The organism is Pseudomonas sp. R2-37-08W (assembly GCF_003851705.1).
GTDB lineage: Bacteria > Pseudomonadota > Gammaproteobacteria > Pseudomonadales > Pseudomonadaceae > Aquipseudomonas.
This window is the reverse complement of record NZ_CP027728.1, coordinates 5,748,945-5,774,477: the sequence shown is the minus strand read 5'-3', so window position 1 is coordinate 5,774,477 and position 25,533 is coordinate 5,748,945. Positions and strand designations below refer to the sequence as shown.

18 protein-coding genes are annotated in these 25,533 nt (G+C 61.3%); 9 read left to right on the top strand and 9 right to left on the bottom strand.

Translation table 11 applies throughout. The annotated features are described in order from the left end of the window. Window positions 1-265: 265 nt before the first annotated feature. A complete protein-coding gene (gene uvrD, locus C4J93_RS26750) occupies window positions 266-2,449 on the bottom strand; it encodes a DNA helicase II (protein WP_124430802.1) in 2,184 nt (727 codons plus the stop codon). Between the two features lie 267 nt (window positions 2,450-2,716). Between uvrD and C4J93_RS26745 the strand changes: the two genes are divergently transcribed. The 3 genes from C4J93_RS26745 to C4J93_RS26735 all read left to right on the top strand — a co-directional run bounded on the left by C4J93_RS26745 (window position 2,717) and on the right by C4J93_RS26735 (window position 7,026). Continuing rightward, complete coding sequence (locus C4J93_RS26745) at window positions 2,717-5,590, top strand: EAL domain-containing protein (protein WP_124430801.1); 2,874 nt, start codon at window positions 2,717-2,719, stop codon at window positions 5,588-5,590. 162 nt (window positions 5,591-5,752) lie between these two features. After that, the gene (gene hexR, locus C4J93_RS26740; RefSeq protein ID WP_003177007.1) at window positions 5,753-6,619 is read left to right on the top strand and encodes a transcriptional regulator HexR; all 867 of its coding nucleotides are present in this window, start codon (window positions 5,753-5,755) and stop codon (window positions 6,617-6,619) included. A gap of 209 nt (window positions 6,620-6,828) precedes the next feature. Beyond that, complete coding sequence (locus C4J93_RS26735; RefSeq protein ID WP_124365036.1) at window positions 6,829-7,026, top strand: PA3496 family putative envelope integrity protein; 198 nt, start codon at window positions 6,829-6,831, stop codon at window positions 7,024-7,026. On the opposite strand, the gene C4J93_RS26730 is transcribed toward C4J93_RS26735, so the two are convergent. Next, window positions 6,956-7,930: a LysR family transcriptional regulator gene (locus C4J93_RS26730; protein ID WP_124368875.1), complete on the bottom strand. Its 975-nt coding sequence runs from the start codon at window positions 7,928-7,930 to the stop codon at window positions 6,956-6,958. The genes C4J93_RS26735 and C4J93_RS26730 overlap by 71 nt on opposite strands. Before the next feature lie 195 nt (window positions 7,931-8,125). On the opposite strand from C4J93_RS26730, the gene C4J93_RS26725 reads away from it, so the two are divergent. Together C4J93_RS26725 and oadA are read left to right on the top strand one after the other, a co-directional pair. Continuing rightward, complete coding sequence (locus tag C4J93_RS26725) at window positions 8,126-9,541, top strand: acetyl-CoA carboxylase biotin carboxylase subunit (RefSeq protein ID WP_003195732.1); 1,416 nt, start codon at window positions 8,126-8,128, stop codon at window positions 9,539-9,541. Window positions 9,542-9,552: 11 nt separating this feature from the next. After that, window positions 9,553-11,361, top strand: a complete 1,809-nt coding sequence (oadA, locus tag C4J93_RS26720) for a sodium-extruding oxaloacetate decarboxylase subunit alpha (protein WP_124368874.1) — start codon at window positions 9,553-9,555, stop codon at window positions 11,359-11,361. A gap of 81 nt (window positions 11,362-11,442) precedes the next feature. Here the strand turns inward: oadA and C4J93_RS26715 are convergent, their stop codons facing one another. Continuing rightward, window positions 11,443-12,753, bottom strand: a complete 1,311-nt coding sequence (locus tag C4J93_RS26715) for an autotransporter domain-containing protein (protein ID WP_124430800.1) — start codon at window positions 12,751-12,753, stop codon at window positions 11,443-11,445. Between the two features lie 302 nt (window positions 12,754-13,055). Between C4J93_RS26715 and C4J93_RS26710 the strand changes: the two genes are divergently transcribed. Both C4J93_RS26710 and C4J93_RS26705 read left to right on the top strand, forming a co-directional pair. After that, complete coding sequence (locus C4J93_RS26710) at window positions 13,056-14,330, top strand: HipA domain-containing protein (protein WP_124430932.1); 1,275 nt, start codon at window positions 13,056-13,058, stop codon at window positions 14,328-14,330. Beyond that, a complete protein-coding gene (locus C4J93_RS26705; RefSeq protein WP_124368872.1) occupies window positions 14,327-14,605 on the top strand; it encodes a helix-turn-helix domain-containing protein in 279 nt (92 codons plus the stop codon). The genes C4J93_RS26710 and C4J93_RS26705 overlap by 4 nt, the downstream gene beginning before the upstream one ends. 3 nt (window positions 14,606-14,608) lie before the next feature. On the opposite strand, the gene C4J93_RS26700 is transcribed toward C4J93_RS26705, so the two are convergent. Both C4J93_RS26700 and C4J93_RS26695 read right to left on the bottom strand, forming a co-directional pair. Beyond that, window positions 14,609-15,439 carry an amino acid ABC transporter permease gene (locus tag C4J93_RS26700; RefSeq protein WP_124430799.1) on the bottom strand — a complete coding sequence of 277 codons (831 nt, stop codon included), beginning with the start codon at window positions 15,437-15,439 and terminating at the stop codon, window positions 14,609-14,611. Further along, a complete protein-coding gene (locus tag C4J93_RS26695; protein WP_124368870.1) occupies window positions 15,436-16,257 on the bottom strand; it encodes an ABC transporter substrate-binding protein in 822 nt (273 codons plus the stop codon). Before C4J93_RS26695 ends, C4J93_RS26700 begins: the two co-directional genes overlap by 4 nt. 112 nt (window positions 16,258-16,369) lie before the next feature. On the opposite strand from C4J93_RS26695, the gene C4J93_RS26690 reads away from it, so the two are divergent. Continuing rightward, window positions 16,370-17,278, top strand: coding sequence for a homocysteine S-methyltransferase family protein (locus C4J93_RS26690; protein ID WP_124408535.1), 909 nt, complete (start codon window positions 16,370-16,372; stop codon window positions 17,276-17,278). Window positions 17,279-17,423: 145 nt separating this feature from the next. Here the strand turns inward: C4J93_RS26690 and C4J93_RS26685 are convergent, their stop codons facing one another. Genes C4J93_RS26685 through C4J93_RS26675 form a run of 3 tightly spaced genes read right to left on the bottom strand, consistent with a single transcriptional unit; the run spans window position 17,424 to window position 19,187 of the window. Then, on the bottom strand, window positions 17,424-18,095 hold the full coding sequence (locus tag C4J93_RS26685; RefSeq protein ID WP_124430798.1) for a GNAT family N-acetyltransferase: 672 nt from the start codon (window positions 18,093-18,095) through the stop codon (window positions 17,424-17,426). Window positions 18,096-18,105: 10 nt separating this feature from the next. After that, complete coding sequence (locus C4J93_RS26680) at window positions 18,106-18,552, bottom strand: GNAT family N-acetyltransferase (protein ID WP_124365028.1); 447 nt, start codon at window positions 18,550-18,552, stop codon at window positions 18,106-18,108. Continuing rightward, entirely contained in the window at window positions 18,549-19,187 is a 639-nt protein-coding gene (locus tag C4J93_RS26675) for an FMN-binding negative transcriptional regulator (RefSeq protein WP_124430797.1), read from the bottom strand. The genes C4J93_RS26680 and C4J93_RS26675 overlap by 4 nt, the downstream gene beginning before the upstream one ends. 87 nt (window positions 19,188-19,274) lie before the next feature. Between C4J93_RS26675 and C4J93_RS26670 the strand changes: the two genes are divergently transcribed. After that, window positions 19,275-20,816 carry a PLP-dependent aminotransferase family protein gene (locus C4J93_RS26670; RefSeq protein ID WP_124430796.1) on the top strand — a complete coding sequence of 514 codons (1,542 nt, stop codon included), beginning with the start codon at window positions 19,275-19,277 and terminating at the stop codon, window positions 20,814-20,816. A gap of 5 nt (window positions 20,817-20,821) precedes the next feature. Here C4J93_RS26670 and C4J93_RS26665 read toward each other — a convergent pair whose 3' ends face one another. Then, window positions 20,822-25,450, bottom strand: a complete 4,629-nt coding sequence (locus C4J93_RS26665) for a dermonecrotic toxin domain-containing protein (RefSeq protein ID WP_124430795.1) — start codon at window positions 25,448-25,450, stop codon at window positions 20,822-20,824. Window positions 25,451-25,533 lie beyond the last annotated feature (83 nt).

Genomic DNA, 25,533 nt, shown 5'->3' with positions numbered 1-25,533 from the left:
AGGTGTCGTGACAGTGGCTAGCGACATAATGTTTCGGGCTTTTACGTAGGACCGATTCAGAATGGTCTGTAGGACTTATTACAGATATTGGCTCCATACTCGTCTAAAACAAGGGCGAGCCATGAGTCTTCATGTTACGCAGTGTTTCATAGGCGGGCTTATTGTGGCGAGGGAGCTTGCTCCCGCTGGGCTGCGCAGCAGCCCCAAAAACGGGCGCGCTGCGCACGCCGGCGGGAGCAAGCTCCCTCGCCACAAACGATCGGCTTCAGACCGCCTCAAGCTTCGCGTAGCCCATCATCAGCCACTTGCTGCCCTCGGCGAAGTTGACCTGCACCCGCGCCTGGGCGCCAGCGCCTTCGAAATTGAGGATCACGCCCTCGCCGAAGATCGCATGCCGGACCTGCTGGCCCAGGCTGAACGGGGTTTCCGGGATCTCGGAGCCGGCAAACATAGTGCTGGAGTTCTGCTGCTGGCCGCCGCCGAACGGGCGACTGACGCTGTTGGACAGACGCACTTCCTGGATCAGCCCCTTTGGCACTTCACGTACGAAACGCGACACCTTGTTGTAGGTCTCGCTACCGTACAGGCGTCGGGTCTCGGCATAGGTCATCACCAGGTTCTGCATGGCCCTGGTAATGCCCACGTAAGCCAGGCGGCGTTCTTCCTCAAGGCGGCCGGGCTCTTCCAGGCTCATCTTGTGGGGGAACAGGCCTTCTTCCATGCCCACCAGGAACACATACGGGAATTCCAGGCCCTTGGCACTGTGCAAGGTCATCAGCTGAATGCTGTCTTCATGCTCGTCGGCCTGGGTATCGCCAGCTTCCAGCGATGCGTGACCAAGGAAAGCGGCGAGCGGGGTCAGCTCTTCATCGTCCTCGGTGTTTTCGAAGGCGCGGGCGGCGCTGACCAGTTCCTCGAGGTTTTCTACCCGGGCCTGGCCTTTCTCGCCTTTCTCCGCCTCGTGGTAGGCGATCAGCCCGGACTGTTCGATCACGGTCTGGGTCATCAAGTGCAGGGGCATTTCCGCGCATTTGGCCGCGAGGTTCTCGATCAGCTCGACAAACACGCCCAATGCGCCGGCTGCGCGGCCTGTCAGGCCTTTATTGGCGATGAGCAGGCGCATGGCCTCCCACATCGACACATCGGCATGGCGGGCGTGTTCGCGAATGGCCTCGACGGTTTTTTCACCGATGCCACGGGCCGGGATATTGATCACCCGCTCCAGCGCCGCATCGTTGCCGCGACCTTCCAGCAAGCGCAGGTAGGCCATGGCGTTCTTGATTTCCGCGCGCTCGAAGAAGCGCTGGCCGCCATAGATGCGATACGGGATGCGCTCGCGCAACAAGGCTTCTTCCAAAACCCGCGATTGGGCGTTGGAGCGGTAAAGAATGGCGATATCGCTGCGCGCCAGGCCGGTTTTCAACGCGCTTTCGATGGTTTCCACCACGTAGCGCGCTTCATCGTGCTCGTTGAACGCAGCGTACAGGTTGATCGCTTCGCCTTCGCCGCCGTCGGTCCACAGCTCTTTGCCCAGGCGCCCGGTGTTGTTGGCGATCAAAGCGTTGGCGGCTTTCAGGATCCCGGCGGTGGAGCGGTAGTTCTGCTCGAGGCGGATAGTCACCGCGTCCGGGAAGTCTTCGGAATACTGGTAGATGTTCTCGATTTTCGCGCCGCGCCAGCCGTAGATCGACTGGTCGTCATCGCCCACTACCATCAGGCTGTCGCCGCCCTTGGCCAGCAGGCGCAACCAGGCGTATTGCACGGCGTTGGTGTCTTGGAACTCGTCCACCAGAACGTGCCGGAAGCGTTTCTGGTAATGGGCCAGCAAGCCGGGGTTGTCGCGCCATAGGTCAAGGGCACGCAGCAGCAGCTCGGAGAAGTCGATCACGCCGGCGCGCGCGCAGGCCGCCTCGTAGGCTTCATAGATGCTGCGCATGGTCGCCAGGAACAAGTCACCGCTGGCCTGGATATGTTGCGGGCGCAGGCCTTCGTCTTTCTGGCCGTTGATAAACCACTGGGCCTGGCGGGCCGGCCAACGCTGTTCATCGAGGCCCAGCTCGCGGATTACCCGCTTGACCAGGCGTTGCTGGTCGTCACTGTCGAGGATCTGGAACGTCTGGCTCAGCCCCGCTTCCTGCCAATGCGCCCGCAACAGGCGGTGCGCCAGGCCGTGGAAGGTGCCCACCCACATGCCGGCCGGGCTGATGCCCATCAACTGCTCGATGCGATGGCGCATCTCGGCAGCCGCCTTGTTGGTGAACGTCACCGACAGGATGGAATGGGGAGAAGCGTTCTCGACCTGGATCAACCAGGCGATACGGTGCACCAGCACTCGGGTTTTACCGGAGCCAGCACCGGCCAGGACCAACTGACGGCCAACGGGGGCCGCTACGGCCTGGCGTTGGGCATCGTTGAGGGAGTTCAGCAAAAGGGAGAGATCATCGCGCATCGGCGCATTCTAGGGTGCCGGGGGGAGACGGGCAAATCCCAATGCCGGGTGGTCGACACAAAACTACCTGCGCGCAAACATTCTTCGGGTGCGGATGACCGGTTAGTCATGCGCCACAGCCCGCGTGCCGTCTCGTTCAAGCTGTCTGGGACAACGTTTTGCGCTCAACCGGCGATGGGTTTTTATGACCTGGAGCGGTTTGGTCCGAGCGCTTGCTTGTGTATGCTCCGACGACGTTTCGGGCTCACCATTATAAGAACACTGCCTATGACCTTTGACACTGACCTGTTCGGCCCCTCGGCGGCGCCTGCGCAGGTTATCCGCAAACACTACGCCACCGAGATCGCGGTCGAGCGTACACGCCTGCTGTATCAGGGCTCGCTGCTGCCGACCCTGTTGATGCTGGTCAACGGTTTGGTCTGCGCCTGGCTTTTGTGGGACCCCAAGCACTACCTGCTCGACAGCATCTGGCTGGTCTGGTTGCTGGCCCTGGTGGCGATGCGCGTCATCCAGGTGGCGGCGTTTGATTCGGCGATGCCCAGCCGGCAGGCCCAGCCCGTCTGGCGCCGCATGTTCATGCTGGGTTCAGCGGTCAGCGGCCTGACCCTCTCGATCGCCGCCATCGCCCTGGTACCGACCGACAGCTTCATGCAACAGGCCTGGGTGTTCGGCCTGATCGGCGCGGCGACGTTGTCGGCCAGCGTGGCCTATGCCGTCAGCCTTTGGGCCTTTCTGTCCTTCGCCTTGCCGTGCCTGTTGCCGGTCATCGCCTATCTGTTCTGGAACGGCACATCGCGGCAACAGGGTTGGGGCGTGCTCGGTCTGATCCTGTTGGCGTCATTAAGTGTGGTGGCGTGGCAGGTCAACCGCCTGATCCAGCGCGGGCTGCTGCGACGCTTCCAGAACCAGGCCCTGATCGAGCATTTGCAGCAGGCGCAGCAGCGCAGCGAGCAGTTGAATCAGGAACTGCTGCGCGAAGTCGAGCAGCGCCGCGAGGTCGAACAGGAGCTGCGTGAAGCCCAGGTCGGCCTGCAAGACCGTGTGGCGCTGCGCAGCCAGGAATTGGACGCCGCCAGCCTCGCCCTGAGTCAAAGCGAGGCGCGCCTGGCCATGGCGCTGCAGGCCAGTGAACTGGGCCTGTGGGACTGGAACCTGCAAACCGATGAGGTGCACCACACCCAGCTCAAGGAATTGTTCGGCCTGGAACCCGAGTTTGTCACCGCGATGCTCAGTCATCTCAAGCCGCGCCTGCACCCCGACGACCTGCCGCTGCTCAAGCACGCGTTGGTGGAGCATCTCAAGGGCCGCAGCGAGGACTATCAGGTGGAATACCGGATCCGTCACGGCGACGGGCACTGGGTGTGGATCGAGGACCGTGGGCGCGCGGTAGAGCGTTCGCCCAGTGGCCGGGTGATCCGCATGCTCGGCACGCGCCGTGACATCAGTGCCAGCAAGACCGTGGAAGAACAGCAACGGCTCGCCTCGACGGTGTTCGAGGCCGCCAGCGAAGGCATCGTGATTCTCGACCCGAACTATGTGCTGCTCGCCGTCAACCAGGCGTTCAGCCGTGTCACCGGTTTTGACATCGACGACATGCTCGGTCGCAATGTCGTGGAGCTGCCCAGCAGTCGCGATGCCCGGCGTCACTTCCCGGTGATCCGCCAGGCGCTGCTCAGCCACGGCACCTGGCAGGGCGAACTGGTGGAAACGCGCAAGAACGGCGAGCTGTACCCGCAGTGGCTGCAACTGAGCGTGGTGCGCGATGTTCGCGGCAATGTCAGTCATATAGTGGGCTTTTTCGCCGATCTGTCCGCGCGGCGCGAGTCCGAGGAGCGCATGCGCTACCTCACCCATTACGACGAGTTGACCGGCCTGGCCAACCGTTCGCTGTTTCGCGAACGGCTGCGCGAAGCGCATCAACGCGTACGTCAGGGTGGGCGCAGCCTGGCGCTGCTGCACATCAACCTCGACCGTTTCAAGCTGCTCAATGACAGCCTTGGCCATGAAGTGGCCGACCAACTGTTGCAGAAAATGGCGCGGCGCTTGATCAACGCACTGCCGGAAGCCGACACCATTGCACGCCTGTCCGGTGATGAATTCGCTGTGCTGTTCGACGCCTATGGCAACCTGTCGAGCCTGGCGCGGGTGGCGACTCGGCTGCTGGCCAAGCTGCGCGTGCCGGTGACGGTGGAGGGGCATGAGCTGGTGGTCAGCGCCTCCATGGGCGTCAGCCTGCTGCCGGATAACGCGCGGGAAATTTCTGCGCTGGTCAGTCAGTCGAATATGGCGATGCAGCACGCCAAGCACCTGGGCGGGAATAATTTCCAGTTCTACACCGACAGCCTGCAAGCCAGCACCCTGGAGCGCTTGCAGCTGGAAAACCATCTGCGCAAGGCCATCGACGAGGGCCAGCTCACGGTGTTCTACCAACCCAAACTGTGCCTGGCCACCGGCACGCTCAATGCAGCCGAGGCCCTGGTGCGCTGGGAACATCCGCAGTGGGGCCTGGTGCCGCCGGGAGACTTTATCGGCCTGGCAGAAGAAACCGGCCTGATCGTGCCGTTGGGTGAGCTGGTGTTGCGCCAGGCGTGCTGGCAGGCCTGTGAGTGGCAACGCCAGGGGCTGGCGCCGATTCGGGTGTCGGTGAACCTGTCGGTGCATCAGTTGCGCCAGGGCAAGCTGGTCAGTCTGGTGCGCCAGGTGCTGGAGGAGACCGGGTTGGACCCGCAATACCTCGAATTGGAATTGACCGAAAGCCAGTTGCTCGACAGTGTCGAGCACATCATCACCACCTTCCGGCAGCTACGCGACCTGGGCGTGAAGCTGGCCATCGACGATTTCGGCACCGGCTATTCATCCCTCAGCTACCTCAAGCGGATTCCGGTGGACTACGTGAAGATCGACCAGACCTTTATCCGGGGGCTTGGCCAGGGCCGCGAGGATGCGGCCATTACCCGGGCGATCATCGCCATGGCCCATGGGTTGTCGCTCAAAGTGGTGGCCGAAGGCGTGGAGGACCAGCAGCAACTGGATTTCCTGCGAAGCGAGCAGTGCGACGAGGTGCAGGGTTATCTGATCAGCCGGCCGATGGACGCTGAGGGGCTGGCAGATTTGTTACGAAAAAATCCAGATTTTTCTTAACGACTCGAGTGGCGTCCCTGTGGCTACAAAGCCCCTGCCCTTAGTTTCAGAGGGGAGCGGGGCGATTTAGTGCTGCATCAGGCGGGCAAAACGGCAATTCTTGTAGTATAACTACAAGCTTGCTACATCCCTGGCGTCTGCCAATAACAAGAGTCCTGCCCTTTGAACCTGTTGCAACATATCGCCCAGTCGCGCCACCTGTTACGCAAATCGGAACTCAAGGTTGCCGATCACGTGCTGCTTGACCCTGCGGCTGTGATGCACAGTTCCATGGCCGACCTGGCCCACAGCGTGGGCATCAGTGAGCCGACCATCGTGCGCTTCTGCCGCGCCATCGGTTGCTCCGGGTTCCAGGACTTGAAACTCAAGCTGGCGCAAAGCCTGGCCGCCGGTGCGAGCTTCGGCCAGTTTGCGATCCATGAAGACGACTCGGTCGCCGATTACAGCCTGAAAATCTTCGACACCACCTTGCACACCTTGATGGAAGTGCGCGAGAAGCTCGACCCGGTGGAGCTGCAAAAGGCCGTGACCGCGATGTCCCAGGCCCAGCGCGTGGAGTTCTATGGCTTTGGTGCTTCCGGCGCGGTAGCGGCCGACGCCCAGCACAAATTTTTCCGTCTGCTGCTCACGGCAGCGGCCTACAGCGACCCGCACATGCAGGCGATGTCGGCGGTGACCCTGAAGCCCACCGACGTGGCCATCTGTATTTCCCAGTCCGGTCGCTCCAAAGACCTGCTCATCACCGCCAACCTGGTGCGTGAAAGCGGCGCTTCGCTGATCACCCTGTGCCCGAGCCAGACGCCGTTGGCGGAATTGTCCACGGTGAACCTGGCGATCGACGTACACGAAGACACCGAGATCTACACGCCGCTGACCTCGCGCATTGCTCACCTGGTGGTGATCGACGTGTTGGCCATGGGCGTGGCCATGGCCCGAGGGCCGAGCTTGGTCAACCACCTCAAGAGCGTGAAGCGCAGTTTGCGCAGCCTGCGGTTGTCGCCAAAATCCGTCAAAGCCCTCGACGACTAAGCCTGCACACAGCTCCAATGTGGGAGGGGGCTTGCCCCCGATAGCTATAGGCCAGTCAATAAATCTGGTGACTGACACTGCGCCATCGGGGGCAAGCCCCCTCCCACATTTCGAATCGCCGCATCCTCAGAATCTTCATCAGGCTGTCATAGCCCCGTCATCCTCCGCGACCATCCTGTACTCCCCGTACTCGCATTGGGAGACTCCAAATGGCCCGGCCCTACGAAGACAGCAACAGCACCGTCAAGACCCGTCGTCAGCAGGAAGACCAGCGCCGCATGGCGTTCCGTCGCGCAATCGAAGACCGCTGCGACCAGCGCCAACTGCTCCAGAGCATCAGTGACTACCCGGAACTCCATTGGCAGGCACCCTTGGCTGCCCAGCGAAACGCTCAGCCAGCGCGCTGATCTGCACCCGCTCGCTGCGGATAAAGCCCAGGAACGCGTGGGCCACCGGTGACAGCCGCTTGGCTTTGGCTTGCACCAGGCACCAACTGCGGTACAGCGGCAGTTCTTCCACCGGCAGCTCCTTGAGCCCGCCGGTGGCCAACTCCAGGTTCAGGGCGTGGCGCGTCAGCAGGGCCACGCCCAACCCTGCAGCCACGCACTCACGCTGCGCCTCGGCCGAGGCCACTTCCACCGTCTGCGTGAAGTGCACGCGTTTTTCCTTGAAGTACTCTTCGCAGGCCAGCCGCGTGCCGGAACCCGGTTCGCGGATGAGCAGGGTGTAGGGTTCCAGATCCTGCAAGCGTAGCGGCCCTTGCAGGCTCAAGGGGTGATCCGGCAGCGCCACGGCGACAATCGGATTATTCAGAAATGGCAGGAATTCCAGGCCCATGTCCTGAGGCACCATGGACATGATCACCAGGTCGTCACGGTTGTCCGAAAGCCGGCGAATCACCTGGGCGCGATTGACCACGGTCAGGTGCAATTGCACCTCCGGGTGTTGGCGCTTGAAGGCGGCGAACAAGTGCGGCACGAAGTACTTGGCGCTGGACTCCACCGCCAGCTTCAACTGGCCCTGCAGGGAACCCTGCATGTCCGACAGCTGCATATCGAGATTTTCCAGGCGCCCGAAGATATCCCGGCTGGCCCGCTGCAAGGCTTCAGCGGCCTCGGTCATGTAGAGCTTTTTGCCGACATAATCGAACAGCGGCTGGCCAAGCAGCTCTTCGAGCTGGCGAATTTGCAGGCTGACGGCGGGTTGGGTGAGGGACATTTCCTCGGCTGCACGGCTGTAGGAACGCAGATCACACACTTCATTGAAAATCTGCAATTGACGCAATGTCATACGCATCAATGACTTACGCATTAAGTAACTCCTCAAGCCCCGGTCGCCTGGCCAACTATAAGTCTTTACTTATACACAGCCCAACAATTATTGATTTTTGTTAATCCTCAAGTGCGCATAGTGTGTGTCTCGCGACTGTCATGAAACATTTGGTCACGCGTCGACCCGCCTACAACGGGTCGAAGAACGCAGCAATCGGCTCAAGGGAATTTCCAAGTGATAAAAAAGATCCTGATCGCCAACCGTGGTGAAATTGCCGTACGAATCGTGCGTGCCTGCGCCGAGATGGGCATTCGCTCGGTTGCGGTTTATTCGGACGCCGACCGCCACGCGTTACACGTCAAGCGTGCCGACGAAGCCCACAGCATCGGTGCCGAGCCCTTGGCCGGCTACCTGAACCCGCGCAAACTGGTGAACCTGGCCGTGGAAACCGGTTGCGATGCGCTGCATCCCGGCTACGGCTTCCTGTCGGAAAACGCCGAACTGGCGGACATCTGCGCCGAACGCGGGATCAAGTTCATCGGCCCCTCGGCGGAAGTGATTCGCCGCATGGGCGACAAGACCGAAGCGCGCCGCAGCATGATCAAGGCTGGCGTGCCGGTCACGCCGGGCACCGAAGGCAACGTCGCCGACATCCATGAAGCCCTCACCGAAGGCGACCGTATCGGTTACCCCGTGATGCTCAAGGCCACTTCCGGTGGTGGCGGTCGCGGTATCCGTCGTTGCAACAGCCGCGAAGAACTTGAACAAGCCTTCCCCCGGGTGATTTCAGAGGCCACCAAGGCCTTCGGTTCGGCGGAAGTGTTCCTAGAAAAATGCATCGTCAATCCCAAGCACATCGAAGCGCAGATCCTCGGTGACAGCTTTGGCAACGTCGTGCACCTGTTCGAGCGCGACTGCTCGATCCAGCGTCGCAACCAGAAACTCATCGAAATCGCCCCCAGCCCCCAGCTCACCCCTGAACAGCGCGCCTATATCGGCGATCTGTCGGTGCGTGCGGCCAAGGCCGTGGGCTACGAGAACGCCGGCACCGTGGAGTTCCTGCTCGCCGAGGGCGAGGTGTACTTCATGGAGATGAACACCCGGGTACAGGTGGAACACACCATCACCGAAGAAATCACCGGGATCGACATCGTCCGCGAGCAGATCCGCATCGCTTCGGGCCTGCCGCTGTCGGTCAAGCAGGAAGACATCCAGCACCGTGGCTTCGCGTTGCAGTTCCGTATCAACGCCGAAGACCCGAAAAACAACTTCCTGCCAAGCTTCGGCAAGATCACCCGTTACTACGCCCCCGGCGGCCCCGGCGTGCGTACCGACACGGCAATCTACACCGGTTACACCATCCCGCCGTTCTACGACTCCATGTGCCTGAAACTGGTGGTGTGGGCGTTGACCTGGGAAGAAGCCATGGACCGCGGCCTGCGTGCCCTGGATGACATGCGCCTGCAAGGCGTGAAGACCACCGCCGCCTACTACCAGGAAATCCTGCGCAACCCGGAATTCCGCAGCGGCCAATTTAATACAAGCTTTGTGGAAAGCCATCCTGAGCTGACCAACTACTCGATCAAGCGCAAACCCGAAGAGCTGGCCCTGGCCATCGCCGCCGCCATCGCCGCCCACGCAGGCCTGTGAGGAACATTCCAATGTCTAAGAAAATCTTCGTAACCGACACCATCCTGCGCGACGCCCACCAATCGTTGCTGGCGACCCGCATGCGCACTGACGACATGCTGCCGATCTGCGACAAGCTCGACAAAGTCGGCTACTGGTCCCTGGAAGTCTGGGGCGGTGCGACCTTCGACGCCTGCGTGCGCTTCCTCAAAGAAGACCCGTGGGAGCGCCTGCGCCAACTGCGCGCCGCATTGCCCAACACGCGCCTGCAAATGTTGTTGCGCGGCCAGAACCTGCTGGGCTACCGCCACTACAGCGATGACGTGGTCCGCGCGTTCGTTGCCAAAGCCGCCGTTAATGGCATCGACGTGTTCCGCATCTTCGATGCCATGAACGACGTGCGTAACCTGCGAGTGGCCATCGAAGCGGTCAAAGCCGCCGGCAAGCACGCCCAGGGCACCATCGCCTACACCACCAGCCCGGTGCACACCGTCGAGGCGTTCGTGGCCCAGGCCAAGCAGCTCGAATCCATGGGCTGCGACTCCATCGCGATCAAGGACATGGCCGGCCTGCTGACGCCCTACGCCACCGGCGAGCTGGTCAAGGCGCTGAAAGCCGAGCAGAACCTGCCGATCTTTATCCACTCCCACGACACCGCGGGTCTGGCCGCGATGTGCCAACTCAAGGCCATCGAAAACGGTGCCGACCACATCGACACCGCCATCTCCAGCTTCGCCTGGGGCACCAGCCACCCGGGCACCGAGTCGATGGTCGCCGCCCTCAAGGGCAGCGAATTTGACACCGGCCTGGACCTGGAACTGCTGCAGGAAATCGGCCTGTACTTCTATGCCGTGCGCAAGAAATACCACCAGTTCGAAAGCGAGTTCACCGCTGTCGACACCCGCGTGCAAGTCAACCAGGTGCCCGGTGGGATGATTTCCAACCTGGCCAACCAGTTGAAAGAGCAGGGCGCGCTGAACCGCATGAGCGAAGTGCTCGCCGAAATCCCCCGCGTGCGTGAAGACCTTGGCTTCCCGCCGCTGGTCACCCCGACCTCGCAGATCGTCGGCACCCAGGCGTTCTTCAACGTGCTGGCCGGCGAGCGTTACAAGACCATCACCAACGAAGTGAAGCTCTACCTGCAAGGCGGCTACGGCAAGGCGCCGGGCACTGTGAACGAGAAGCTGCGCCGCCAGGCCATCGGCAGCGAAGAGGTGATCGACGTACGCCCGGCTGATTTGCTCAAGCCGGAAATGACCAAGCTGCGCGGCGAAATCGGCGCGTTGGCCAAGTCCGAAGAAGACGTGCTGACCTACGCCATGTTCCCGGATATCGGGCGCAAATTCCTTGAAGAACGCGACGCCGGCACCCTTGCGCCGGAAGTGCTGCTGCCAATCCCGGAAGCCGGCGGCGTGGCCCGTGCCGGTGGTGAAGGCGTGCCGACCGAGTTCGTCATCGATGTGCACGGCGAAAGCTACCGTGTGGACATCACCGGTGTCGGCGTGAAGGCCGAAGGCAAGCGTCACTTCTACCTGTCCATCGACGGCATGCCCGAAGAAGTGGTGTTCGAACCGCTCAACGAGTTCGTCAGCAGCGGCGGCAGCAAGCGCAAGCATGCCACCGAGCCAGGCCATGTCAGCACCGCGATGCCAGGCAATATCGTCGACGTGCTGGTCAAGGAAGGCGACATGGTCAAGGCCGGCCAGGCCGTGCTGATCACCGAGGCGATGAAGATGGAAACCGAAGTGCAGGCCTCCATCGCCGGTAAAGTCACCGCCGTGCATGTGGCCAAGGGCGACCGCGTGAACCCTGGCGAAATCCTGATTGAAATCGAAGGCTGATACCGAGCCTTCGACACTACCGCTTAAACCTCGGGGGGCATGTGCCCCCTTTTTTTTGCCTGCTGATCAGGCATTGGCGCCTTAGAACGCCATCGCCCACTGCCCCATCAATCCGTGGTTGCGACTCGTGCTGCCGAACTCGACGGTGTAGGCCAGACCCACGGTGTGTTCAGCCGACAGTGCCATGTCCATGCCGGTACGCAGCGCCAGGCTGTTGCGGTCCAGAGCAGTGCCGCCGATGGTGAACTCGCTGTTGAAGTCCTCTCGTTTATTCCAGGCAAATGACTGGCGAACGCGACTGTTAACGTCGCCATACAGGTGTTTCCATTGGGTGCTCAGGTGCGGTTTGAGGGTCATCTGGTTGCCCATTGCAACGTCGTGGCTCAAGCGAAGACCGAAGGTGCTACTGAAGTTTTGCTGGGTTTGTGCACCCACGTCCAAAGCGCTATAGCCGCCTTTTTCCTGGAAGCGGTCGCGCTGATAACGTTGAAAACCTGCGCCGGCAAAGGGCTCGGCGTGCAAGCCGCCGATATCCAGTTGATAGCCCGCCTCTGCGAATACGTTTTGGCTCTGGGCGTTGTACTTGCCGGTGAGGTTCTGGCGATGGTCAAGGAGTTCAAAATCGACCGTACGTTTGTTTTTTCCGGTATGGCTGCTGTAAAGCGCGCCCAGGCGCAACGCCAGTGGTCCGTCTTGACGCACGGCGTGAGCGCCCAGGTGCCAGCTGTCCAGATCACCTTTGAAATGCGTGGCGTTCAGTTCACTGCCGGACTTGCCGCCGACTACGCCCACCCGCCATGCGTGGTCGATTGACCAGTCAGCACCCAGCAGCAGGCCTTGGCTGCGTTGTTTCAGACCGGCACTGCCGTGCTGGGCATCGAGGCTGCCGCTATTGCCCAAGCCTTGGAACCACACGCGTCCCGTCTCGCTGGCGTGGTTGTCCGGCAGACGTATTGCCGACAACAGGCTGTCGTTCAATTGTTTCATGCTGTTTTGGGTGGCGGTGCCCAAGTTGGCGTTCTGGCTGCCTGCCAATTGCTCAAGCACGGCACCTAGCCTGCCTGGCTCCAAAGTGCTCAGGTTCTGGCCGTATTGCTCAAGTTGGTCTTTTTCCCATTCGTGCAGTTCGTCCGACGCCAGCAGTGTGTCCACTGCGGAGTCCAGCACATGGGCGACGCTCAAGCCGTTGCGGCTGGTAGCCGTGTTGGCGAAGTAGAAGTCTTCAGGCGCCGGGAGGGCCGGTTCGAAATATTGTTTTCCACCGTTCACCGGAGCCGGCTCAAGCCATTCACTGTCTGGCTCGATGTCGCCGCGTGCCTGCGCCTGTTGAGTGCTGATCGCTGCGAACGCCAGGGTAATGGCCAGTGCGAGTTGTTTGTGTATGAGCGGCATGTAAACCCACCTCTTAATGTATGAGGCCGGGAATTTAGCGGGGTGCCGGGGGGATAAATGTCAGGCCGGGGGCTGCGGATTTGCGGGAGTTGTCTTTAGTCCGTTGCGATTTAAGCACTAGGGTTGCGATTGACTGTGCTGATATGTATTTAAATGCGTATTTCACGCATTGACTGGCAATTTTATGCACTATATTGCATATATGACGAGGAATCTAAGTAGGCAGGTGCATTAAATTGCAAATTGAATCGACATTAAAGCTCACGGTACAGGTCTTCGCCAACGACCGATGGCAGGACGCTATGGATCTGGAGTTTCTTGAGCCATCCAGCGGTTTTATGGGGCCATGCCGGTTCGGCTATGCCTCGCCTTACTTAGTCGAGCATCTTGATCATATCCCTACCGTCTTTGCCCCTGCCGTCAGCGTCGGGGTACCGCCCAGCTGGAATCAAAATACTTTCAAGCAAGCGCCCGGATTTGTGTATGACATTGCGCCAGCAGGTGCAGCCAAGCGCTTTCTACTGAGCCATATGGACACGGTAAAGCCCGAGGGTATGAGCGCTGACTTGTTTCTGCTGGCATTTAATACGCCAGCCCCGATTGGGCATATGCGCATCAAAGAATCAGTGAGAGGTTGTCTGAATCGTCCAAAAATCGGATTTTCACGCCAGGATGTAGTGGCGCGCGACAATCGATTTCTGGAGTACGCCTATGAACAAGGGGCGGCTATTGGTGGTGCCACAGGCGCGGGTGGCGAGGCCCCGAAGCTACTGTTGACCGAAAGTCGGGAGGGGCTGTTGTATCCAGATGCCGCGCTGGATGATGCCCAAGTGAGCCAGCATTGGTTCATCAAGTTCGCTCGCAATCAGGCATCGCAAAGAGACCAGGATATTCTCAGGAGCGAATATCACTACTACAAGGCCTTGCATTCCTTGGGTATCGAGACGGTTGCCAGCGAGGGCTTAGCGTTGGAGCAGGCGAGCAGGCCCAGCCTGTGGATGCACCGCTTTGATCGCGCGGTCTGTGGTCAACGTGTCGAGCGTTTCGCGGTCGAATCGCTTTACTCGGCTGCTGGCATCACTGTTCCCGGCAGTCGGATGGATCATGTAAGCGTGCTTCAGATGCTGGTGAGTTTGTGGAAGGCGGCGGGCCAGGAGGCGCAAGTAGCTGATCTGGTGGCGGACTATTTGCGTCGCGATCTGCTGAACAAAATCCTGGGTAATTCAGATAACCATGGGCGCAACACCTCCATTATCCGAGGTCCGGGAAGTCTGCGCATGGCGCCGGTTTATGACCTGGCGCCCATGGTCATGGATGATGAGGGCATAACCCGCACCACTAAATGGCCCGGCCGGCTGGAGATTGCGGGCGATGTAGATTGGCGTGGCGCCTGCGGTGCCTTGGCGACTTTAGTCGATGCCGAAAGCGCCTTCGAACGTCTACGCCAGGATGCCGAGCGTCTGCGAGCGCTGCCGGATCTTCTGCTGGACAGCGGACTGCCTGAGACGACGTGGAGCCATCCCCGTATCGCCCTGCGCAGCTTGGATCAGCAGCTGATTAAGTGGGGTTTGAGATGAGTCTGTCCATGGAGCAAAGGGCACAACTGATTGCGGCTATCGAAGAAGGCTTGGCCGAGGGTTCGCTCGAACTGGGGGACGCGGTGCGACGTTTGCGTGTCGAGGTGACGGGATTGCACCAGAGTCAGTTTGCGCGCATGTGCAAAATTTCTGTGCGCACGCTGGTGCATATCGAACAGGGTGAGGGTAACCAGACGCTGAAGACGCTGGACGCGGTACTGCGGCCTTTTGGTTTGCAGATGGGCGTGATCCGAGTTCGACGCCCGCTCTACTAACCTTCACCTACGGCCCGCATAGCCCTTGCCATAGTGCCGCTCCATGCGCGCCTGGATCAGCTCCAGTCCGAGAGACATCACCCAATAGATGATTGCCGCCGTGGTGAGCATCTCGATATAGCGATAGCTTGAGCGCCCATAGGATTGTGCGAGGAACATCACTTCCCACACGCCCATCACCGAGACCAGCGACGAGTCCTTGAGCATCGAGATGAACTGGTTGGTGGCCGGAGGGACGATGGTGCGCATGGCCTGGGGCAGCGTGACGTGCCAGAAGATCGCGCTGTCGCGCATGCCCAGGGCCAGTGCCGCTTCCCGTTGGCCGTGGGGCACGCCGAGGATACCGGCGCGGAAGATTTCGCTCAGGTAGGCGCCGTAGTTCAGCGACAGCGCGATGATCCCGGCGACGATGGCGCCCGGTACCAGGCCCAGTTGCGGCAGGCCGAGGTAGATCAGCAGGATCTGGATCAGCAGCGGCGTACCGCGAAAAAACGAGGCATAGAACGTGGCGATGCCGAAGGCTACGGCGCTTTTCGACACGCGCCCCAGCGCAGTGACAAACCCCAGCACCGACGACGCCACGATCGAACACAGGCACAGAAACAGCGTCAGCGCCGCGCCTTGCAGGAAGCCGTTGGGTGCCAGGTGCACGCCAACCAGGTTGGGCAACTTGTCGAGGATGATCGAGAACTTCAGGTCAAAGCTCAGGAAGAAACTGGCAAACAGGCAAAACAGCGCGGCCCAGGTCAGGAACAGTCGCGTGCGAAAGCCGAACAGCCGCCGCAGCCGCGACGTGGTTACCGGGGGTTGGGGCGGGTTTGGGAAAGCGGTCATTGGCTGATGTCGGCGCCGATCCATTTTTGCGACAGCTTGCTCAAGGTGCCGTCCTGCTTGAGCTGGGCGAAGACTTCACGCACTTTGCTGTCCCACTGCGGGTCGCCTTTTTCGATGGCGACCGAGTTGGGCTCCGAGTAGAGCGGCTCGCCGGCCAGCTTGAAGCGCTTGTCGGCGGTCAAGCGTGGTTGGGCGGTCACCAGGTTGGTGAGGATCGCGTCCAGGCGCACGCCGGCGCCCAGGCCGAGGTCCTGGAAGGCCACGTTGTCGGTGTCGTACGGCGCGATCTGCACGTCCTCGAACGGATACTGCAGTTGCGTGTCTTCGGCGCCTTCGATCACCAGGTTCTTGTTCAGATAGCTCTCGTAGCTCGATGCGCTGGTCAGGCCGACTTTCTTGCCGCTCAGGTCCTTGGCGCCGTGGATGCGGTCATCCTTGGCATTGACCACGATCACCGCAGGCGAGGCGTAGTACTCCACCGGGAAATCGAACACTTCGGCGCGCGCCTTGCTCGGGGTCATGGAGCAGATGCAGATGTCGTAGCGCCCGCTCCAGCGGCCGGCGGCGATCACGTCCCAGGACGGGGTTTCCAGGCGAAGCTTCACGCCCAGTTTTTGTGCCACGGCCTTGGCCACGTCGACGTCGAAGCCGTCGAGTTGGTTCTGCTCATTGAGAAACGAAAACGGCGGATAGCTCTCCATCAGCACGCCCACCAGTTCTTTCTTTTGCTCGATCCGATCCAGGGTGGTACCGCCGAAGGCCTGAGTGGAGGCAGCGAGCATGGTCAGGCCCAGGGCCAATAGCGGTTTAAGTTTCAAAGCAGACACCTGAAGAAAAAAGAGTTGTGATGAACCGACTGGTGCGTATTAAATAGTTATAAGAACGACTCTCATAGTGAGTTATTTTCATAAGCATATGAGTAAAAGCTATATGAGCGCACAACCTACAGTAATTCTCGATGGTGGCATGGGCCGTGAGCTGCAACGCCGTGGCGCGCCGTTCAGGCAGCCGGAGTGGTCGGCGCTGGCGTTGAGTGAAGCGCCTCAGGCGGTTGAGGCGGTGCACGCGGCGTATATCCAGAGCGGCGCCAACGTGATCACCAGCAACAGCTACGCCGTTGTGCCCTTTCATATTGGTGAGGCGCGGTTCGCCGCCGAAGGCCAGGCGCTGGCGGCGCTCGCTGGTGAATTGGCCCGCCGTGCGGTGCAGGCTTCAGGCCAGGCGGTGCGGGTGGCGGGTTCATTGCCGCCGCTGTTCGGTTCTTATCGGCCGGATTTGTTCGAGCCTGGGCGGGTGAGCGAGCTGCTGACGCCTCTGGTGAACGGCCTGGCGCCCCATGTCGACCTGTGGCTGGCGGAAACCCAGAGCTCCATCGCCGAGGCGCGGGCGATCCAGGCCGGGCTGCCGAAAGACGGTAAACCGCTCTGGCTGTCGTTTACCTTGAAGGACGAAGACACGGACGAGGTGCCACGCCTGCGCTCAGGCGAACCGGTGGCGGACGCCGCCGAAGCGGCAGCGCAGTTGGGCGTGGAGGTGCTGCTGTTCAACTGCAGCCAGCCGGAAGTGATCGGCGCGGCGATTGACGCTGCCCGCCAGACCTTCGAGCGCCTTGGCGTGGCGATCCAGATCGGCGCTTACGCCAACGCCTTCCCGCCGCAACCCAAGGAGGCCACGGCCAACGATGGCCTCGACCCGCTGCGCGATGACCTTGACCCGCCCGGCTATCTGCACTGGGCGGCCGATTGGCAGGCGCGCGGGGCCAGCCATCTGGGCGGTTGCTGCGGGATCGGGCCGGAGCATATTGCGGTGCTGGCCAAGCACCTGACCCCAATCGGTTAAGGCTTTTTGTAGGAGCGAGGCGGGCGGCTAGCCCTTGCTCGCGAAGTACTCGGGGCCTCCACGTTTATCCAGTATGAGCGTGTTGCCTGGGCGTTTTTCGCGAGCAAGCCCGCTCCTACAGGGGCATTGGGGCAAACCCCTCGTTTCAATTTCTGCACTCGGCCAGTGTTTTCAGCTGCCCGGCGCTGGTCTGGTTAGCCTCTGAAAGCCACTGTTCGAACCCCGCATCAATCGCCGGCCATTCCGAATCCAGCATCGAAAACCATGCCGTATCGCGGTTCTGGCCCTTGACCACCATGTGCTGGCGGAATACCCCTTCGAACCTGAAACCCAGGCGCTCGGCTGCGTATCGGGAGCGGGCGTTGCCGTTGTTGCATTTCCATTCCAGGCGGCGGTAGCCCTGCTCGAACGCATACTTGGCCAGCAGATACACCGCCTCGGTGCTTTTCGGCGAGCGCTGCATCGGGGCGCCGAAGGTGACATGGCCGATTTCGATACGGCCCTGGGCCGGGACGATGGACATCAAACTCAGGATGCCCTGCACCTCATCGTTGGCGCGGTCGACCACACTGAAGAAATACGGGTCGGTGCTGGCCGCATGGTTGTTCAACCACACATCGAACGCGGCGCGCTCGGCAAACGGGCCGTAAGGCAGATAGTCCCACAACTTCGGGTCGGCGCCGGGGCCTTCGAGGGCTTGCCAGAGCTGATCGGCGTGGCGCGCGGGGTCGAGTTTGACCAGGCGGATAAAACGTCCTTCGAGCAGTTGAGCCGTGGGCGCCGGAACGCCTTTCCAGTCAGCGAGGGAGGTGGACATGCTGCGCTCCTTAAAGGGCTTTGCGAAATTGAATTAAACCTGGGCGTTCAGCGATGCGCTCATAAAGCTGGATCGCCGTGGCGTTGGTCTCGTGGGTCAGCCAATGCACTTTGCCGCAGCCATCGGCCTTGGCCGTGGCATAGACGAACTCGATCAGTTTGCGACCGACGCCGGTGCCGCGTTGGGCCGAGTCCACCAGCAGGTCCTGCAGGTAGCAGGAGTTTTCGATGCTCCAGTTGGAGCGGTGGTAGATGAAGTTGACCATGCCCACCGCCTTGCCGTCCTGCCAGGCCAGCGCCGAATGGGTCGGCTCGTCGGCGTCGACCAGGCGTTGCCAGGTGCTCTGGCTGACTGCGTCCGGCAATTGGGTGTTGTAGAACGTCAGATACGCTTGCCACAGCGGCAACCAGGCGGTGTGGTCGGCGGCGCTGACCTGGCGAATCTCGAGCGGGCTCATTCTGGAACTCCTTGGGGCATAAAGCGGGCGAGGGTCTGGTCGCGTACGTCGACACTGGCGGCCAGGCCGTTGCGCACCCCGGCGATGTCGGCCGGGCTGCGGTTCTGGCTGAGCTTGCGTTTGCCGATCAGGCGATCGATGGGCAGCGCGAAGCCGACGATGGCCTTGAGCATGCCATCAATGTAGTCGGCCGGGGCGTCGCTGACTTTCCAGGGCTTGTCGCGAGCGCTTTCATGGCGATCAGTGAGCGCGCTGACCAGGCCAAGCAGGCGTTCGGCGTCGGTGAACACATCGGCCTTGCCGTAGGCGTGCACTGCCAGGTAATTCCAGGTGGGCACCACTTTGCCGTGCTCGGCCTTGGCCGGGTAAAACGCCGGGCTGACGTAAGCATCGGCGCCGGCAAAGATCACCAGGGCTTCGCTGCCGTTTTGCAGGTCTTTCCACTGCGGATTGGCCCTGGCCAGGTGCCCGTACAACGTGCCATTGGGGCCTTCATCGGGATTCAGCAGCAGTGGCAAATGGCTGGCCTGCAGGCCTTGCTCGCCAAAGGTCACCAACTGCGCCAGGCGTGTGTGCTGGATCAGTTGGTGTAATTCGGGCAGGTCTTCGAGGACAAAGGCGCGTGGTGTGTACATGAATATTTTCCTTGGCGAATGCCTGCATCCTAGGCAGGCTAATGGTCCGTTGTAAGAGCCATCCAAGGTCAATTTCGTAGGTCCAATATGTCACCACTCTCGCCGCCTCTGTCATTTAACCCGGCCGGTATCGAGCTGGACCGGCGCCAGGGCCTCACGCGCCAACTCTATGAGGCCCTGCGCCTGCGCGTGCTGGACGGGCGCCTGGTCAGCGGCACGCGTTTGCCCGCCAGCCGTGATCTGGCTGCGGCCCTGTCGATTTCCCGCAACAGCGTGGTGCGCGCCTACGATCAGTTGTACGCCGAGGGGTTTATCGAAGGCCGGGTGGGAGATGGCACTTATGTCGCCCAACTGCCTACCTCTAAAAATTTATCCACAAAACTATCCACAGGCTTACCAACAGGCTTATCCCCAGCGTTATCCACAAAATGCACAAATTTGCCGGTGGATCTGGATACCGAAGTTATCCACAGTCCGGCCCTGGACCGTCTGCAACACAACCATTTATCCCAACCGCCGACCGGGCCGCCCAAGGCGTTTCGCGTAGGGGTGCCCGCCTTCGATCTGTTCCCTTTTGAGGTCTGGGCCAAGCTGAACGGGGCTTTCTGGCGCAAGCCGGACCTGGAACAGTTGTGTTACGGCGACCCCGCAGGCGACGCACGCCTGCGTGGGCTGATCGCGGCTTATCTGCGCAGTTCGCGAGGCATGCAGTGCACCGCTGAACAAATAGTGATCACCAGTGGTGCACAGCAGGCAATCAGCCTTTGTGCACAGTTGTTGGTGGAGCCCGGCGACGGGGTCGCGGTGGAAAACCCAGGCTATCGTGCAGCCGGCCACGCATTCGCCTTGGCTGGTGCGAACCTGCGGGGTGTGCCGGTGGACAGCGAAGGTATCGACTGCCAGACCCTCAATGGCCTGGAAGACTGCCGCCTGGCCTATGTCACACCCTCCCATCAATACCCGCTGGGCGTGGTGATGAGCCTGGCGCGGCGCCTGGAACTGCTGGCCTGGGCCGAGCGCACCGGTGGCTGGATCATCGAAGACGACTACGATGGCGAATACCGCTACAGCGGTGCGCCGCTGGCGCCCCTGGCCGCGTTGGACCGCAGCGGGCGCGTGCTCTACGTCGGTACCTTCGGCAAAGTGGCGTTCCCGGCCCTGCGTCTGGGCTATCTGGTATTGCCGCCGGGTCTGGTGGATGCGTTCTCCCGGCGCCGCGCCGTCGACATGCGCCACTCGGAAGTCAGCACTCAGGCGGTGATGGCCGAATTCATGGCGGCCGGGCATTTCCAGCGCCATATCCGCCGCATGCGTCGCGCCGCCCTGAGTCGGCGCAATGCCTTGCTGGCCGGCTGGCCCAGCGGGCTGCCCGGTGTGGACAACCTGCCCGCTGTTGCAGCGGGCCTGCACCTTACGGTTCGGGTAGACAGCCTGGCCCGTGAGCAGCAGTTGCTGGCACGAGCCCGCGGCGTGGGCGTAGAAATCAATGGCCTGAGTAGCTATTGGCTGCCCGATTCAAGCCCGGCACCGGATCAACGCGCCGGCCTGGTGCTGGGGTTTGCCGCCGTGCCTGAGGCAGCCATTACCCAGGCCCTGTTGCGTCTGGGCAAAGCCTGGCTCAGCGGCTGACCCACTCAGCTGTGGAAGAACAACGAGCGCGCCAGCTGCGGGCTGATTTCACTGCGGTACACCGCAATCTGGTCCCGGTCGCTCAGGCCTGCGCGCTCCATGGCTCCGCCAAGTTTGCGCTGCTCGCGGGTTTTCAGATGACCGGCAAAGAAATTTTCGGTCGCGGCTTGCACGGAATCGTAGTGAAAGTGCGCATACCACAACGCGGCACGGCTCTGGTGATCGCGCACTTCGTATTCGTCCAGATAGTTCTTGCCGGGGCCCTTGAGACGCTTGCGGGTAACGACCTTTTCAATCTTCACCAATCCCTGTTCGTGCAGCCATTCCACCCGCGCTGCGGTGGGCGGTTGTTCTTTGGTCATGCTGATGCGGGTGTCGGAGCCCAGTTTGTAGAGCCGCTGAGCGGCGTCGTTGAGGTTCCTGCTGAGGGTGGCGGCTGAGGGGCGATCGCTTTCGGTCAGGTTGAGTCGCGTCAGCCCTTCCTCAATGGTGCTGCCCGAGCGCTCCAGGCGTGCGGCGTACTGGTGCAGCATCTCTTCGATTTCCACCGGGATGCACCCGGCTTTTCTGGAGTGCGCAAGGATACGCTGGGTGACGGCCTGCTCTTCATCCAGCAAGCCTTGCCCGGCCCTCATGCCCGCATTCAGGTCTAGGGTGTGTGGCTCTGCACGGCTTGGGGACGGGCTTTCCCGTTCAACCCAGACCCCCGGTGTTTTCTCGTGGAACGTGGCGATGAGCCTGCCCGTCATTGGCGCCTTGACGTCCACCAGGTGGCTTTGCGTCGCGCGAGGTTCGCCCACCACCACGCCATTGAAGCGGGTCTTGATGACTTTGCGCTTGGGCGTAGGCGGCGGCTTTGACGTACCCGGCTTGGGTTCCAGGGTCTTTTTCTCGCGCAGCAGCCGCGCAAGCTCCACCACCGCCTGCTGATTGAAACCGTCGATTTCCTTGCGAAGGTCCTCCAGGGTTTCCCGGTTTACCTGCTCCGGGTGTTCAGCGTGCAGGTCCAGCAGGCGTTGGTCGACGATGGCGAATTGGTCAGCCACGCTGTTGAGCACCTCGATGCGCTCATCCAGGCCGCTGACGTTGGCTTCGATCAGGGTTTCAACCCAGTTTTGAATGTTGAGGTCGGCAATCTCGACAATTTCGCCGATCTGGGTGCGGGCATCGATAAACGCCTCGCCGTCGCCTTCGCGGATACACAGGTAACGCGTCAGGGTGACTTGCAGCGCCTTGAGATCGTGCAGCCGCATGCCGGGCAACGCGCGCATGGTGGTCTGTGCGACCTTCGCGCCTTCCATGCCAAGTCCTTCCAGTTCACGGTAGCGCGACTCGGCATATTCCAGGCGGCTGATCATTGCCTTGTTCAAATTCGCCATGACCTGGGCAGCTTCGGCCTGCTTCTTGGGTTCAAGGGCGGACAGGGTCTCGATGTGCTCGAGGGTCCAGAGCAGTTTTTCCCGAAACTCGGGGAGGCTTTCAGCCACGGCGGATCGGGTCAGCAGCAACTGCTTGTTCAAGTAGTCGGTCATGCTGCTCTGGTAATTGGGCACCGAGTCGATGATGTTCAGTGCGCGCAACTGGCGGATGGGTGTCTCGTACTGTTCCAGGCGAGCGTCGACCTTCTCGATGAATGCCTGGTGCGTCGTATCCCTGGACGGCCCGGGCTCGCGAACGATGGCGTCAAATACGGCGGCGACTTCCGCCTGCCCGCGTCTTTCATCGGCATCGAACGCAGTGAGGCTTTCACGCAATTCCTTGATGCGCGAAGGTGCCTTGCCCCTGGCCGCCCTGCGGCGATTCCTGAAGCCGGCGCCGCGCAGGCGCAGGCGTGTGTCGACAAACCATTTGCCGGCCAGGTTGCCCATCAATGCCGGGCCGGTTTGCGAAGGCTGGCGGGGATCGACGACCACCACGTTGTCGTTGTCGTCGACGGTGACCTCGAACCAGCGTTCACCGACCTGCGCGTACCATTTGCCGGCCAGGCCATGAAGATGCAGGTGCGGGCCAGGCTCCTTGTTCGATTCGCCCAACCCTTCCGGTTTAGAGATTTTGAAGCGATCCAGCGTCGCCGCCAGGCTTGAAGGTGTGCGGCTCAGCGCCCCTTGGATGTGCAATGGACCCTGATGTTCAGCGGGTAGCTCGGCTTCGGACAGGTCCGGTTGCTTGGTCACGATGGGTTTCCTGGGCACAGGCGCTGCCTTTTCTGGCTCTTCGACCAGCTTCGGTTCGGGCTCGAGCGCAAAACCTTCGGCGCTCTTTTTCGGTGATGAGTGGCGCAGGGTGACGTGCATCACCAGCGCCATGCCCAGATTGAGGAGCAGGTCGATCTGCGCCGTCCATGAGGTTGTCCCGTCAGGTCCAGGCTCTTGCTCGGTGGTTTCTTGCAGGTCATCCATGATTTGCCAGATCCAGGCCGCGATCCCGGCTGTGCGCCCGAGGAAGGGCAGGGCCGCGCCGAAAATCTGCCAGGCGGCCTGTCGATAGCTTGCCCAGCGCTTCTGGGTGTTGGATACCGATTGCTGCTTGGCCAGATCAATCATGGCATTGGCGTTGGCCTCGAACAGCGTCCCCAGGACGTCACCGGTCAGCACTTCATCGCTCAGGCCGATAGGCCCGCTCATTTGCAGGACCACTTCGGGCTCCACCAGCACCCGCGCCACGGTCCACGGCGAAGGCAGTTTGTCGGGGAACACGTATTGCTCGTAGTTGAAGCGCGAACTTTCCGGCAGCCAGGCCAGGACCGACTCGCGCAGCAGGTGACTGTGCTTGATGGCATACAGCAGGTTTTGCCGGGTGGGGTATTGGAACAGCACCGGCTCGAGCAGCGGGCGATAAAGCACGCAGGGGCCCTGGGTGTGATCGCGAGGGCCGATCACGAACATATTGGCGACCACATCCTGCTCATGACCGGGCCGCAGCGCCGGGATAAAAGCCAGGCGGCGGATAACGATCTCCTGCCCCTCGACCTGGCGGTCGTGCTGCTGGGCCTGGACAACGGCAGCGACATAGCGATAGCCGAGGGAGTTGAGCCCGTTCTCACCCTTGATCTTCCACTGCAGGGCTTGCAGCGGTAATTGCACTCGCAGGTGTGAAACGTAGAGCAGTTGCCGGGCCTTGGACTCGAACGGGTCCGTGAGCAGGGTGCGCTTGATCAGTGCCGGATAGTGCTTGCCGATGTCGATGGCTTCGATCAGTTGCTTCAAGTAGTCGTAGGTCAGCCAGTCCGGGGCGTCGCCACCGTTGTAGCGCACGCTCGGTGTACCCGTCGGCAAACCGGTGAGGTTTGCCAGGGCCAGGTCGACCAGGCTGTGGCGCGTGATGTCACTGCTTCCCGGCACCACAAACGTACCCCAGAGCACCGGGCTCTCGATGCTGACTTCAACCTTGTCCAGGTTCAGGCCGGCGCCATTGGGATGGGCCTGGATTTTACTGCGCAGTTGCGCCCGGGCGTAGTCGCGGATCGACGCGATCCCGTCATCGAACTGCAAGCCTTGGTTGTGCGTGTGCAACTGGGCCAGATCAATGATGCCCCGGCCGTAGGCGGAGATGTCGAGGTCCGAGGCGTCCGCCAACCATTCGGGCAGTTGGTGATGAATCTGGCGGATGTTCGACAGCGAGTGATCGCTCAGGTCGTCGATCACCGGTACGACGCTGATCACGGCCTGGTCGCTGATGCCTTTACTGGTGAAAGATTTGTGGCTGCGCAAGCCAAAGGCGCCGATGACCGCTAGTTGCAGGGCGATCATGGCGAAGGCCTGGCTATCGAAGAAATTCCCAGGGGGTTGATACAGCCGCCATTGCACGTCCAGCTCGGGATGGTACGGGTTCAATCTGCCCGGCAGGACGTCGCCCAGTTGCTGCATCGAGTCGAACTTCTCGTAACCCTCGACCAGCGAGTACGTCAGGATCCGCTGCTTCTGCTCATGGACGCCGATCAGTACCGCTATGTCCGCCAGGCCCGCATGCACGGTCTTGTTGTTTTGGCGTACGTCCATGTCGATCAGGTAGACATTGATCGGGTACGGATCGCCTTCTTGACGGCCAGTCGGATCCGGCAATCGGAACAGCGTTCGAGCCATGGCGCAGTCGTGTTCATCCCAGCCTTCCAGCTTGTTGAGGTTCCACACCTTGCGCAGGGACTGGGAAAGTATCTGCCAGCGCGGGCCGGCGGTGCCATTGGACGCGTTCCAGTGGTCCAGTTGCTGCTCCTGGAAGGCGACGAAAATCAGCGCCGACAGCTCGTTGAGCAACCGCGCAATGGCGTCGATTTTCACCGGCAGGTGGACTGCGGGTACTGCGTGGGGGTGTTGGGTGAGGAAATGCTCGCCGTCGATGTAGATCACCGGCGCGGGCGCCAACGCTTGCCGAGCGAGGACCGTGGTCAGCGAGTCGACATATGGCTCCGTCGGTTGGAGAACATCGTCAATGATGCTCCAGCGCGGCGTAATCACCATGGCCAGGTCAGGCTCGATATCCAGCGTCGGAAACTCGTCGCGCAGCGCCGTACGCAACAGGGTTGAGGCGACCTCGCGCATCGAAGGGCCGGTGGTCAGTTGTGTCAGCAGATCGTAGGTGCTGGGAGGAAGGTTGCGGGCGACGGGGTCGTCGTTTCGGGATGAGTCATTGGGCATCTGCAGCTCCTTGCGAGCAGTCGAACGAGAGAGTCGCAAGGTAGTGTCCAGAGATGCCCTGGGGACGGTAGATAGATAAAACA